General features: G+C 63.4%; 12 protein-coding genes. 7 read left to right on the top strand and 5 right to left on the bottom strand.

The window, feature by feature from the left end; genetic code table 11:
• Window positions 1-11: 11 nt before the first annotated feature.
• A complete protein-coding gene (locus ACR9Y2_RS36610; RefSeq protein ID WP_435046859.1) occupies window positions 12-1115 on the bottom strand; it encodes a mechanosensitive ion channel family protein in 1104 nt (367 codons plus the stop codon).
• A 179-nt stretch (window positions 1116-1294) separates the two neighbouring features.
• Window positions 1295-2644: a hypothetical protein gene (locus tag ACR9Y2_RS36605; protein WP_435046858.1), complete on the bottom strand. Its 1350-nt coding sequence runs from the start codon at window positions 2642-2644 to the stop codon at window positions 1295-1297.
• 97 nt (window positions 2645-2741) lie between these two features.
• On the opposite strand from ACR9Y2_RS36605, the gene ACR9Y2_RS36600 reads away from it, so the two are divergent.
• From ACR9Y2_RS36600 to ACR9Y2_RS36575, 6 genes are all read left to right on the top strand, one after another.
• Window positions 2742-3119: an MmcQ/YjbR family DNA-binding protein gene (locus tag ACR9Y2_RS36600; RefSeq protein ID WP_435046857.1), complete on the top strand. Its 378-nt coding sequence runs from the start codon at window positions 2742-2744 to the stop codon at window positions 3117-3119.
• Window positions 3120-3219: 100 nt separating this feature from the next.
• Window positions 3220-4839, top strand: coding sequence for a thiamine pyrophosphate-dependent enzyme (locus tag ACR9Y2_RS36595; protein WP_435046856.1), 1620 nt, complete (start codon window positions 3220-3222; stop codon window positions 4837-4839).
• Window positions 4829-5302, top strand: a complete 474-nt coding sequence (locus ACR9Y2_RS36590; protein ID WP_435046855.1) for a 2-oxoacid:acceptor oxidoreductase family protein — start codon at window positions 4829-4831, stop codon at window positions 5300-5302. Before ACR9Y2_RS36595 ends, ACR9Y2_RS36590 begins: the two co-directional genes overlap by 11 nt.
• Window positions 5299-6630: a phenylacetate--CoA ligase family protein gene (locus tag ACR9Y2_RS36585; RefSeq protein ID WP_435046854.1), complete on the top strand. Its 1332-nt coding sequence runs from the start codon at window positions 5299-5301 to the stop codon at window positions 6628-6630. Before ACR9Y2_RS36590 ends, ACR9Y2_RS36585 begins: the two co-directional genes overlap by 4 nt.
• Window positions 6627-7058, top strand: coding sequence for an amino acid-binding protein (locus ACR9Y2_RS36580; protein WP_435046853.1), 432 nt, complete (start codon window positions 6627-6629; stop codon window positions 7056-7058). Before ACR9Y2_RS36585 ends, ACR9Y2_RS36580 begins: the two co-directional genes overlap by 4 nt.
• A gap of 9 nt (window positions 7059-7067) precedes the next feature.
• Complete coding sequence (locus ACR9Y2_RS36575) at window positions 7068-8249, top strand: pyridoxal phosphate-dependent aminotransferase (RefSeq protein ID WP_435046852.1); 1182 nt, start codon at window positions 7068-7070, stop codon at window positions 8247-8249.
• On the opposite strand, the gene ACR9Y2_RS36570 is transcribed toward ACR9Y2_RS36575, so the two are convergent.
• Window positions 8246-9553, bottom strand: coding sequence for an alginate export family protein (locus ACR9Y2_RS36570; protein WP_435046851.1), 1308 nt, complete (start codon window positions 9551-9553; stop codon window positions 8246-8248). The two genes, ACR9Y2_RS36575 and ACR9Y2_RS36570, sit on opposite strands and share 4 nt — an antisense overlap.
• A 194-nt stretch (window positions 9554-9747) precedes the next feature.
• A complete protein-coding gene (locus ACR9Y2_RS36565) occupies window positions 9748-10602 on the bottom strand; it encodes an SDR family oxidoreductase (protein WP_435046850.1) in 855 nt (284 codons plus the stop codon).
• A gap of 79 nt (window positions 10603-10681) precedes the next feature.
• Between ACR9Y2_RS36565 and ACR9Y2_RS36560 the strand changes: the two genes are divergently transcribed.
• A complete protein-coding gene (locus tag ACR9Y2_RS36560; protein WP_435046849.1) occupies window positions 10682-11905 on the top strand; it encodes a uroporphyrinogen decarboxylase family protein in 1224 nt (407 codons plus the stop codon).
• Here ACR9Y2_RS36560 and ACR9Y2_RS36555 read toward each other — a convergent pair.
• On the bottom strand, window positions 11896-12564 hold the full coding sequence (locus ACR9Y2_RS36555; protein WP_194452293.1) for an RraA family protein: 669 nt from the start codon (window positions 12562-12564) through the stop codon (window positions 11896-11898). The two genes, ACR9Y2_RS36560 and ACR9Y2_RS36555, sit on opposite strands and share 10 nt — an antisense overlap.
• Window position 12565 lies beyond the last annotated feature (1 nt).

Raw genomic sequence — 12565 nt, 5'->3', positions numbered from 1 at the left:
CCTCCCTCGGATTACGCAGAAGCAGCGTTGCGGTGGGAATTCACCCCCTGCGTGGGCAGGACCGGCTCCCGTTCCTGCATGTACAAGGTACGCGTTGGGAAGGGGATGAGAATCCCATCGCGGCGAAAGCGCCGGAAGATCCGCTTGCGCAGTTCGTGCTGGACGAAGTATTGGTCGACAAACTCTGCAACCTGGCAGATCAGGGTAAAGTCCAGGGACGAAGGTCCGAACCCAGGAATGAAGCGCACGAATGGCGAGGGCTCCGCCAGCAAACCGGGAATCTCCCCGGCCGCTGCCTTGGCTTCCTCCACCAGCAACTGCTCGATCACATCGGGGTCGGAGTCGTAGCTGACGCTCACCGGGATCGACAGCGACATCCGCGTCTCCGGCAAATGATAGTTCGTAAGGATAGCCCGCGCCAGGTGGGCGTTGGGCACCACGATGTAGTTGTTGGCCAGTGCCCGCAACGTCGTGCTCCGCCAATCCATATCGGCCACGTAGCCCTCCTCGCCCGAGCTGAGCTTGATGTAGTCGCCAGCGCGCACCTGCCCGGCGATGCTGAGGTAGAACCCCGCGAAGAGATTCGAGAGCGTATCCTGCAATGCCAGGGCAACCGCCAGGCCGCCGACACCCAGGGCCGTCAGGATCGGGGTAATGGAGATCCCCAGGGTATTCAGCAGGATCAATGCGCCGCAACTGATCACGAACAGGCGCGCCAGCGTCTGCGTCAGCGTAGTCACCGGCAGGGCGCCGTACAGCTTGCTGCCCTTGTGTTTGATCACCAGCACAACCAGCCGCGAGCACACGATGGTCAACGACAGGATCCATAGGATCAGGAAGATCTTCGCCAGCAGCGCGGAGGCTTTCGGCGGCACCTCAGCGGACTGTGTGGCCAGGTGCAATCCAAGAATCGCAATCCAGAAGAGGAATGGCCCGTGTAGCGACTGCAGGGTAGTGTCATCGAGATGGCTGTTCGTGCGTCCGGCCCAGGCATGCAACCGGTTGAAGATCAACCGCCGGACGAAGATGCCGGCCGCCATCACCACGCCAAAAACAGCGGTGGGCACCACCAGCAATTGCCAGTTCTCGATCAGGTAGCGGGTAATCTCCTTCATAGTCTCCTTTCTTCAGATCCGGCAGCCGCGACGACGTGGTGTTCGCCGGATCAGCTCCGTGAAAATACGGTGGAGCCATGAAACAGGGAAGGACTTGCGCCCCGCCCATGCAATATTCTGCGCCCGGCTCGTGTTGTGGGGGAATCCCTGGAACAGGTGACGGCGCTGCTGAAAAGTGATTACGGCAGCGAGGGCGATGCAATCCCAGGCCGGCGGGTGGCCAGAATCCGCTCGAAGCACCGGCACAGCAGGCAGGCCACAAACGCAACTCCGCAAGCAGGCAAAATCGACTGTTGCGGACAGAATTCATATCGGAAGCCCACAAACCAGTAGGGAAGATACCAGGGAGAAGCCAGTCCGGCGGCCACTGCCAGACAGCCAGCCCAGTCGAACCTGCACTCAGTCGCGTTCCTCCAGCGGCGCATTAGCAGGTCGGCGGTGAGAACGACAGCGGTCACCGCCAGGATGTGCGAAGGCGCCGTCCTGAGCCGGTCAACTTGATCGGTCCACACGTACAGGGTCAGCCCCGTGATCAGCAGCATGGAGCCCGCGGTCATCAGCCACTTCATACGCACGTTGCGGCTACCGATCGCCGTCATGTCCGCGAGCCCCCGGATGCAGAATCGCAGGGCGCCAAACACGGTCACGGACGCAATCAGGACGCGGACTGTCACACCGGACCGGGCGCTCTTCGCCCAGAGTGCCATCGCGACGTTCGGCTGCAGGCTGGGCTGGTAAAACTCGGAACTGCCAACCGCCACGTTGGTCAAACCAATCAGCAGCAGCGCGACGAACAGCGGCAACATCCAGCCCAAGGCGGCCGTATAGACAACCTGTTTGCGTCCTGCGCTTCGGCCGCCCCATGCGGCGGCAACCAGTGCGAGCGGAGCCAAATAGGCGACCAGCTGCGCGAAGCCGCGCCACAGCACGCTTCCGCCCCAGTACTCTCCCTGGTTGACAAACCCATGCTGAATCGCCGGCCACCCGTCGCGCACCCGAAACAGCGCGGCGAGCAGAATCGCCAGGCCCAATTTCGTAGACAGAAAGGCCATCCGACCGCTGATCAACGGACTCTGCCATGCAGTCAGGAAGAGAAAACCGAGCACACCCACTGCCAGACAACCGAGACCCCACTGCGAATCTATCAGCTCTCTTCCGTAGTTCACTAGGTAGAGCGCGAGGCCCAGAAGCTCCGCAATCCACAAGACCAGCATCCCGACGCAGCAGACACGTATCCCCATCGCAGGAACGGTTCCAACAGACAACGCCACCGCCTCAGTCAGGGACTTACCGCTAGCCTGAACCGCCAGCGCCGGCCCCAGGAAGAAGACCGCCGTCATCAGGGCAGTGCACAGCGCGAGAATCAGCGCATACTGCGGCAGCGGCCACATCATCCACAACTCGCCGCCCGGGAATTCCCAGAACGGCAGACAGAAGAAAAGCGTCGACAGCATCCACGCCTGCAGCTTCCAATTGAGCGGCAACCCAGGATCTTCCAACACCGGACTGGACACGCGAATCCTGATCACGCTGCATTCGACACCAGTCCCGCTCGCCGGGTTCCACCCTGCCCCTGCCCGACCCCGGTTTCGCGCGACAATCACCTCAGAGGGGCCCACTCATCGCATGCCGAAATCCGTTAAACCCATCGACTCGGAAGCCCACCTGCAGCGCGTCCGCCGCATCTGCCTGGGCCTGCCCGGCACCATGGAGAAGCTCTCTCACGGCGAACCCACCTTCTTCGTCAACAAGAAGGTCTTCACCATGTTCTCCAACAACCATCACAACGATGGCCACATCGCGGTCTGCATTCCGGTACCACCCGGCGCCCAGGCCACCATGCTCGCCACCTGGCCCGAGACCTTCTACTACCCGCCCTACGTCGGTGTCAGCGGCTGGGTCGGCGTGGAACTCGATCGCATCAGCGACGACGACCTCGCGCAGCACATACTCGAAGCATGGCGTCTCCGCGCACCGGCCAAGCTCCTCAAGTCGAAACTCTGATCGCCCCACTCTCCACCGCCCCCCAGCCGCCCGTTTGCTCCCCGCGTCATATTTAACATAAACTTCTCTTTTACTCCTCTTTGTGCGAGGCCAGCTCGTTTTGAACCATCCAACCGCACCATCCCGGCGCATCCTCAGCGGTGATGAAGCAGTGGCGCTTGCCGCCTTCCATGCGCAGCTCACCCTGGGCACCGGCTATCCCGGCACCCCGTCCACTGAAATCCTGGAATCCCTCCACACTCTCGGCGGACGCGCCCAGTGGTCGCCCAACGAGAAGGTCGCCCTCGAGGTCGGCATCGGTGTCGCCTTCGGGGGAGGACGCGCGCTCGTCACCATGAAGCACGTGGGCCTCAACGTGGCCGCCGACCCGCTCTTCACGGTGGCCTACACCGGAGTCCGCGGAGCCCTCGTCATCGTCTCCGCCGACGATCCCGGCATGGCCTCCAGCCAGAACGAGCAGGACAACCGCCGCTACGCCGTGGCCGCCGGACTCCCCATGCTCGAGCCCGCCGACTCGCAGGACGCCTACAACTTCACCCTCCTCGCCATCGAAATATCCGAGCGCTGGAGCATCCCCGTCCTGCTCCGCATGACCACCCGCGTCTGCCACTCGAAAACCATCGTCGAGACTCCGGGGCATGCCCTGCCGCCCGCCCCATCCGCCGGCTATGTGCGCGACGTCCCGGCACGCGTAATGATCCCGGCTTACGCCCGGCCCGCTCACCACAAACTACGCGCCAAGCTGGCGGAGATGGCCCAGTGGAACGAGAAGGAAGGCCCGCTGGCGATGGTTCCAGGCGACGAGGCCCTGGGCGTCATCACCTCCGGAGTCTCCTTCCAGTACGTCCGCGAAGCCCTGCCGCAGGCCAGTGTCCTCAAGCTCGGCATGACTTACCCGCTGCCTCTGGAATTGATGAGGACCTTTGCCGCCTCCCACACGCGCACTCTCGTCATTGAGGAAGGCGACCCCTATCTCGCCGACGCAGCCCGCGCCGCCGGCATCCGCGTCCAGACCAATGCGGAGGCCTTCCGCTTTGGAGAGTTGAACGTGGCGCGTGTCCGTCGTCTGGAAGCCGGCGATACCTCACCTGAACCGAAACCGGTGCCCGGCAAGCCCCCGGAACTGTGTCACGGTTGCCCGCACCGCACCGTCTTCACCGCGTTGAGGGACCTCGGCTGCATCGTCTCCGGCGATATCGGCTGCTACTCTCTCGGAGTCCTGCCACCCTTCCTCGCCATGGACACCCTGGTCTGCATGGGCGCGTCCATCGGCGTCGGACTCGGGCTTCGCCATACCCTGCCCGCTGAAGAAGCCCGCCGCGTCGTCAGCGTTATCGGCGATAGCACCTTCGTTCACAGCGGCATCACGGGCCTGGTCGAGATGGTGTACAACCCGCCGCCCACCGGCCACCTGCTGCTCATCCTCGACAACGGCACCACCGCCATGACCGGGCTGCAGGAGCACCCCGGCACCGGCCGCACGCTCGACCACGCCAGCACCGGCAAGTTCATCTTCGAAAATGTGATTCGCGCCATGGGTATCCCCGATGTACATGTGGTCGACCCCACCCGCGATCCCGCCGCCTTCACCGAACTTGTGAAGAGCAGCCTCGACTCCGGCCAGCTGTCCGTCATCATCGCGCGCCGCAACTGCCTGCTGGCCGCCGGAGCCATCAAACAGTACGAGAAGTGCCCGGAGGGCAGCACCCATGAGCAGTAACGTCAGGAATATCGTCATCGCCGGCCTGGGCGGACAAGGGGTCCTCAAAGCGTCTGACATAGTCGCCGACGTCGCGTTCGCCGCGGGCCTCGACGTCAAAAAGAGCGAGATCCACGGCATGAGCCAGCGCGGCGGCTCTGTCTCCAGTGATGTGCGCTTCGGCTCGCGTGTCTTCAGCCCCATGGTCCCGGACGGCGAGGCGGATTTCCTGGTCGTCCTCGATCCCACTCAAATCGAGGTCAACCGGGCTGTCCTGAAGCCGGCTGGCATCCTGATTGATCCTTCCCTCCTGGCCGGCCACAAGCTGAAAAGTGACAAGAGCATCAACGTCGCCCTGCTGGGCGTGCTCAGCCGCCACCTCGACTTTCCGGAATCCGCCTGGCTCACCGCCATCACCGGCCACCTCGCCCCCAAATTGCACTCAATGAACTTCGCTGCCTTCGAAACCGGGAGGAATGCATGATCGCTGTCAAAGAAGCCTGCGTGGCGTTCCATCCGGACAGCGCGCAGGATTACGTCCCCTCCGCCCTGCTGGCGGAACTGCAGTTCAGCCGCCTGAGGAACATCGTCACACGCGCCTTCGACCGCGTACCGCTGTTCCGCTCGCGCATGAATGACCGGGCGCTCACCCCTGAGTCCATTGCCTCGCTCTCCGACATCGCCCTGCTGCCTTTCACCACAAAGACCGACCTCCGCGACACCTACCCCTTCGGTTTGTTTGCCAGCCCGATGGAGGAGATTGTGCGCCTGCACGCCTCCAGCGGCACCACCGGCAAACCCATCGTCGTCGCCTACACCCAGCAGGATGTCGATGTCTGGACCTCCGTCATGATGCGCAGCTTTGCCGCCTGCGGCCTGCACCATGGAGACATCATCCAGAACGCCTACGGCTACGGGCTCTTCACGGGCGGCCTCGGAGCCCACTACGGAGCCGAAGGCCTGGGCGCCACCGTCATCCCCATCTCCGGCGGCAATACCGACCGGCAGATCATGGTCATGAAGGATTTCGGCGTCACCGCCATCTGCTGCACGCCCAGCTATTTCCTCCACATGATCGAGCGCGCCGCTGAGATGGACATCGACATCCGCGACCTCCCCCTCCGCGTGGGCGTCTTCGGAGCCGAGCCCTGGACCCCCTCCATGCGAAAACGCATCGAAACGCTCTCCGGCGTGCGCGCCATCGACATCTACGGCCTCTCCGAAATCATCGGGCCCGGCGTCGCCATCGAGTGCCCTGAGCAGAACGGCCTCCATATTTTTGAGGATCACTTCTACCCGGAGATCATCGACCCCGAAACCGGCGCCGTGCTGCCCGAAGGCGAGGAAGGCGAACTCGTCCTCACCACCCTCAGCAAACAGGCGATGCCGATGATCCGCTACCGCACCCGCGACATCACCGCCCTGCTGCCCGGCCCCTGCCCCTGTGGACGCTCTCTCCGCCGCATGCGCCGCATCGGCCGCCGCAGTGACGACATGCTGATCATCCGCGGCGTCAATGTATTTCCCTCCCAGGTGGAAGCGGCGCTGCTCGATGTCGAAGGCACGCTGCCGCACTACCAGATCGTCCTCACCCGCATGCATGGCCTCGATCAGATGGAAGTCCTGGTGGAAGTCACACCCGAGACCTTCAGCGACAGGATCGGCGCCCTCGAAGAACTCAGCACGAAGATCGCCGACGCGCTGGAACACGTGCTCGGCTTGCGCGTCCAGGTCCGCCTCGTCGAACCCCACACCATCCAGCGCAGTGAAGGAAAGGCCAAACGCGTCATTGATAGGCGGCTGCCGTCATGAAGATTCAACAGCTCTCCATCTTTTCGGAAAATAAACCAGGCCACCTCATCGCCCCGTGCCGCCTGCTGGCGCGCGAAGGCATCAACATGCAGGCCATGTCCCTGGCCGATTCGCAACGATTCGGCATCCTCCGCGTCGTCGTCTCCGACTGGCAGCGCGCCAAAAGCCTGCTGGAAGCGGAAGGCTTCGTCGTCCGCGTCACGGAAGTGGTCGCTGTCGAAGTGCCCGATCGCCCGGGCGGCCTGTCCTCCGTGCTGGACCTCTTTGAAGGCTCCACCATCAACATCGAGTACATGTACGCCTTCCCCTTCGTTCATGCAGGTAAGGCCGCGCTCATCTTCCGCTTCGACCACCCGGATGCCGCCATCGAGAAGCTCCGCGCCGGGGGCATGAATGTGCTCGACTCCGCTGCCCTCAATGACAGGTAACCGGCCCGCATGAACATCTCGCAAGCCATCACCACGCAACTGGCAAACTCCTCCTGGATCCGGCGCATGTTCGAGGAAGGCGCGCGCATGAAGCAGGAACGAGGCGCGGAAAACGTGTATGACTTTACCCTGGGCAATCCTGACGTCGAGCCGCCGGCCCAGGTCCTGCAGGCGCTCCAGCGCGTCGTGGCCGCCGGCCTCCCAAACGCCCATGGCTACATGCCGAATCCCGGCTTCCCGCTGGTCCGCCAGGCCGTGGCCCGGCAGTTGCGCCGCGAAACCGGCCTGCCCTTCGATGCCGAAGACATCTTCATGACCGTCGGCTCTGCCGGCGCCTGCAACGTCATCCTGAAGTCGATCCTCGATCCTGGTGACGAAGTCATCGTGCTGATGCCGTGCTTCTCGGAGTACCGCTTCTACATCAGCAATCATGCCGGCCGCATGGTGCCCGTCGAAACCGGCGCGGACTTCCTCCCCGACATCGACCGCATCGCCGCGGCCATTACTCCGCGCACCCGGGCCATCATCCTCAACACGCCCAACAACCCCACCGGCCGCGTCTACCCGGCCTCCGTCCTGCGCGATCTCAACTCGCTGCTGGCCGGTTGCGACCACGAGATCCTGGTCATCAGCGACGAGCCCTACAAGCACCTCGTCTTCGATGGCAAGTCACAGCCCGAAGTAGCGTCGCTCATCGCCAATACGGCCATCTGCAACTCGTGGTCGAAGTCGCAGGCCCTGCCCGGCGAACGCATCGGCTACCTGGCGCTCTCGCCCCTGGTCAGGGATCGCACCGCCCTGCGCGCCGCCTGCGCTTTCACCAACCGCATCCTCGGGTTCATCAATGCGCCCGCCCTCTGGCAACTGGTGGAACTCCAGGCCATGGAGAGCACCGTGGACGTCTCCGGCTACGAACGCAAACGCGACCTGCTCTGCGACTCGCTCACCGCAGCCGGCTATGACGTTCGCAAGCCGGAAGGTACGTTCTACGTCTTCATGAAGACGCCCATCGCGGACGACATCGCCTTCGTCCGGCTACTCGCGAAAGAGGGTGTGCTGGGCGTACCTGGCGCCGGCTTCGGCCGTGCGGGCTACCTCCGCCTCTCCCTCACCGTCCCGGAAGAGATGATCCGCAAGTCGATCCCGGGCTTCGCCGCCGCCCTCCAGGCAGTCGCCGCCGCATCCGTCTAGAACGGCACCTGGCCCGTAAACAGGTAAGACACTTCCATTCGGAAGAAGTAGCCCGGATCCTTGCCCGCATAGAAAGAGCCCGGCACATGGCCTTCATAGAGGACATGCCCGCGCCAGTTCTTGTTCACCGTCAGGTCCGCCCGCAACTGGTACTCCTCCCCTCGGCCCGTGCCGTTCGAGTACAGCGCCTTGCTGCCCGGATACGGATGGTAGGCCCGCATTTCGTAGAACGTTCCTCGCAGGCTCAACGGCTTCCAGGGGACGTAGACACCCTCGCCCTGCCACATCCCTGTATTCGTCCAATACGCCACGCCGTTCTCTTTGAATTGCGTGTAGATGTAGCCCTCACTCCACTTCGGCCAGCGGGAGAACAGCGGATCCCAGTTGCCAATCGTGCCGGGGTTCGCCGGATCGCTGCCCGACATGCCCCAATATCCAAAACTCGCTGAGTGGCGCTGCTTCGCGCCAAATGTCCGCTTCAGGTAGCCATATCCGCCCCAGGCGCGGATGTCCCTGTTCGGACGCTGATGCCCCCATTGCCACGCAAACTCGCCCGTCAGGCTGAAGGAATTCGGCAGCTTCCGAACCGTACGTCCGCCGGCCGTGTACACATACCGGTCGGCCTGAAACTGCAGGTTCGACGCCGGTCGCGGATCACCAAATTCCCGTTTATAGAAGTAGTACGCCTCCACCGAGGTCTTCTTCCAGCGCGTGTCCGTGTAGTACGCTCCCAGCGCCGATTCATTCCACTCCACCAACTGACGGGTCTTGTCGTTGAATCTGGGCAGGAACCTGTCCGTCCGTGGATCGAAGATCCCAATCAACTCGATCTTCGCCTTGCCGTGCTCGTAACCCAGCACAGCCGCATTGTGATAGATCGACCGCGACCCGTCCCACGGATTCCCTTCCAGAATCAGCAACCCCTCGCCCTTCATCAGATTCTGCCGGCCGAAGCGCAAGGTCAGCCCCTTGACGAAGAGCTTCTTCACGTCGACATAAGCAGTCTCGAAGATCCCTTCGTCCATGTGCGTCGCCGCGTGCAACTGGAAGATCTGGTTTGTCTCCTGCGCCAGCCCCAGGCTGATCTCGATATTCGACGTCACCGGAGCCTTCAACCACAGCCGCGTCCGGTAGCGCACCTGCCCCCGCTCATCATCGCTGGCGTCGTTGAAGTCGAAGATGTTGTTCCAGTTCTCGTTCCTGACCCGCTGTTCAAACCCATACTCGAGGTGCCGTTCGGACTTCTGCCCGGCCAGCGGCAAAACGGTGGCCAGCAAAGCCAGTGTTGTGGAGTATCGGCGCACAGGCGGCCCTCGCTTCCGTGTCGGAACTTCGACCGGGACGTCTTGGTCCAAACCAGCGCGCCACCCTTCGGCAGGCAGCAGGGGAGCGCCGGAACGATCCCCACAATTGTACTGGGGTTGTTTCGGATTTGTAAGACCTGAAACTCCGATTTGACGAAAGACAGGCCCCACCTGTCCGTTTCGAGCACACCCCGTTAGGCGGCGAACATTTCGCGGGCAAAGTCCTCAAAGGACCGCGGCGCCCGTCCCAGCAACCCGGCCAGCGTCGACACCTCCGCCTGCGTCGCGCGCAGCCCGTGCCGCAGGAAATGGTCGTACATCATCTTCAGGTCCAGCACCAGCCAGGGCGGCATCGTGCGTGCCGCGGCCGCTGCCCACGCCTCCAGGTCGCCGCCGGTATATTGAATAGGGCGTCCCAGCACTTCTGAATAGATCTCCGCTGTCCGTTCGCCCGTCATCGCATCAGCACCCACCAGTGCGTAGGTCTGCCCCGCATGACCAGGCGTCGTCAGGCTGAAGGCCACCGCCTCCGCGATATCCCGGACATCCACACGGCTCACACCCAGTTCACTCAAGGGCTGCGGATACACTCCGTATTGGGTGATCACATCCTTGAACCAGTAGTCGTTCTGAAAGAAGTTGTTGGGCCGGATCAGGGTCCATTCGATACCGGAATTCTTCACCGCATATTCGATGGGGAACTTGGTGGCGAAATGGGGAATATGGGCACCTGTCTCCAGTTTGTGGATGCTCAGGTACACGAGATACCGGATGCCGGCCAGCCTCGCGGCCTCGACTGCGGCCAACCCCTGGTTGATCTCATCTGGCGCCACGGGGGTCACCAGGAAAAGCGCTTCTGCGCCGGCCATTGCCGCGGGCAGTGTCTCCGGAGCGGCCATGTCGCCTACAACAACCTCCACACCCTCGGGCAGCGATGCGGCCTTCTCCGCTGAACGCGTCATCACCCGGACGCCGGCGCCGCGCTGCAACAACTCCTTTACCACCAGGCTGCCGACCGTCCCAGTACCGCCGATAATTAGTGTCTTCACACCGCCAGCATAGAGTTCATGCCGCTGCACCGCAACCCGCCGCCATCAACGGGTTTTCAGACCTGTATAGTAGAATCCGATGACCTCGCGTGAACGCGTCCTGACCGCCTTCCAGCACCGCCCGCCGGATCGCATCCCCGTCGACTTCTCCGGCCACCGTTCCTCCGGCGTTGCGGCCCGCGCCTATCCAGCCCTGCGTGCTGCTCTTGGACTGCCGCCCCGGCCCGCGTACGTGTATGACCCCATCCAGCAACTGGCCATCGTTCACGACGACGTGCTCGACCGTTTCCATGTCGACACCATCGAACTCGGGCGCGGCTTCTGCGAAGACGAGCGCTGGTGGGCCGACTGGACCCTGCCCGGCGGCGAGCCCTGCAAAATGCCGTCCTGGGCATTACCCGAACGTCATGGCGTTGAATGGGTGATCCGCGCCCCTTCCGGCCGGATCATCGCCCGCATGCCCGAAGGCTCAGAACACTTCGACCAGACCTGGTGGCCGTTCCTTGATGGCCCCGAAGACCTCAGCCGCATTGAGGAACTCTATGCCGAACACATGTGGACCGGCATCGCCTCACCGCCCGGCCCTTCCGTCCAGTCCCCCGCGGAACTGGCCGCCGGCGCCGCCCGTCTCCGCGCCTCCACCCCGCGCGCCATCATCGGCCTGTTCGGCGGCAACCTGCTGGAGATGGGCCAGTTCTACTACCGCATGGACCAGTTCCTCATGATGCTCGCCGAGGACCCGGCCCGCGTCCACCGCTTCCTTGACGCCCTAGTCGAAATCCACCTGCGGAACCTGGAGCGCTTCCTCGGCGCCGTCGGGCCCCACATCGACATCGTCAGCTTCGGCGACGACCTCGGCGCCCAGAACGGCCCGCAGATCTCGCCCCGCATGTACAAGGAGTTCTTCCAGCCCCGTCACCAGCTCATGTGGGCACGCGCCCGCCAACTCGCACCGGTGAAGGTGATGCTGCACTGCTGTGGTGGCGTGAAGCCTCTGCTACCCCTCCTCATCGAGGCCGGGCTCGACGCCATCAATCCCGTGCAGATCAGCGCCCGCGGCATGGAAGCCGAGTCGCTCAAACGCGAGTTCGGCCGCGACCTCGTCTTCTGGGGCGGAGGCTGCGATACTCAGCGCATGCTGCCGTTGGGGACGCCCGAGGAAATCCACGCCCATGTCCACCAGCAGTGCCAGGCGCTGGAGCCGGACGGCGGCTTCGTCTTCCAGCAGGTGCACAACATCCTGGGCAACGTGCCGCCGGCCAGTATCATCGCCATGTATGACGCCGTGGCGTCCTATTCGTAGATCTTGCCTTCAAAGCCGTCGATCGTGAAGTTCGGACCGCGCACGTAGTCCATGATCTTGCGTTCGCGATCGCGCACCGAATCCACGGCCGCCTTGATCCGCGCCGGATCCACAAACGGCACCGTGATCAGGCCGTTCTCATCGCCGTGCAGCAGTTCGCCTTGCGTCACCGGCATGCCGCAGACCGTCACCGGCATACCGCAGCGCACGATCCGGAAATTGGCATGCGACGCGCACACCCCTCGCGCGAAGTAGTGGAACCGCATGGCCCGCACTTCGGGAATGTCGCGCACCGCCGAGTCCGATACCAGCCCCACGGCCCCCAGCTTTGTGAAGAAGGTCGCCATCACCTCGCCGCAGTGCGCGGCATAGTCGGGGAACCCACCGATCTCCTGCAGCACGATCACTGCCGGTTTCGGCATCTGTTCCAGTTGGCGGTAGAGCTCGATGTGCCCCTCCGGTCCGCCCGGGCCGGTCTGCGTCACCGTCTCCACCTGCGCCGTCACGGCGTAGCCCACCATCCGGCCAAACTCCGGAAACAGGCAGCGCATCTGCAGCGGCGTGAATCCCTGCGCCCGCGGCCGTACGTCCAGAACCTCAATCGCATTCGAGAGCGTGGGCGTATCCACGGTCTTCAGATACTCAATCCAATCCTGCATG

The organism is Paludibaculum fermentans, from assembly GCF_051172195.1.
Taxonomy (GTDB): Bacteria; Acidobacteriota; Terriglobia; order Bryobacterales; family Bryobacteraceae; genus Paludibaculum; species Paludibaculum fermentans_A.
The sequence above is the reverse complement of the archived record's forward strand: the minus strand, read 5'-3'. Positions and strand labels throughout refer to the sequence as shown.

Bases quoted from the DNA above. Each gene is read 5' to 3' on its own strand.
- ACR9Y2_RS36610 (WP_435046859.1), bottom strand. From the start codon at position 1,115: ATGAAGGAGATTACCCGCTACCTGATCGAGAACTGGCAATTGCTGGTG.
- ACR9Y2_RS36600 (WP_435046857.1), top strand. From the start codon at position 2,742: ATGCCGAAATCCGTTAAACCCATCGACTCGGAAGCCCACCTGCAGCGC.
- ACR9Y2_RS36590 (WP_435046855.1), top strand. From the start codon at position 4,829: ATGAGCAGTAACGTCAGGAATATCGTCATCGCCGGCCTGGGCGGACAA.
- ACR9Y2_RS36585 (WP_435046854.1), top strand. From the start codon at position 5,299: ATGATCGCTGTCAAAGAAGCCTGCGTGGCGTTCCATCCGGACAGCGCG.
- ACR9Y2_RS36580 (WP_435046853.1), top strand. From the start codon at position 6,627: ATGAAGATTCAACAGCTCTCCATCTTTTCGGAAAATAAACCAGGCCAC.
- ACR9Y2_RS36575 (WP_435046852.1), top strand. From the start codon at position 7,068: ATGAACATCTCGCAAGCCATCACCACGCAACTGGCAAACTCCTCCTGG.
- ACR9Y2_RS36560 (WP_435046849.1), top strand. From the start codon at position 10,682: ATGACCTCGCGTGAACGCGTCCTGACCGCCTTCCAGCACCGCCCGCCG.
- ACR9Y2_RS36555 (WP_194452293.1), bottom strand. From the start codon at position 12,564: ATGCAGGATTGGATTGAGTATCTGAAGACCGTGGATACGCCCACGCTC.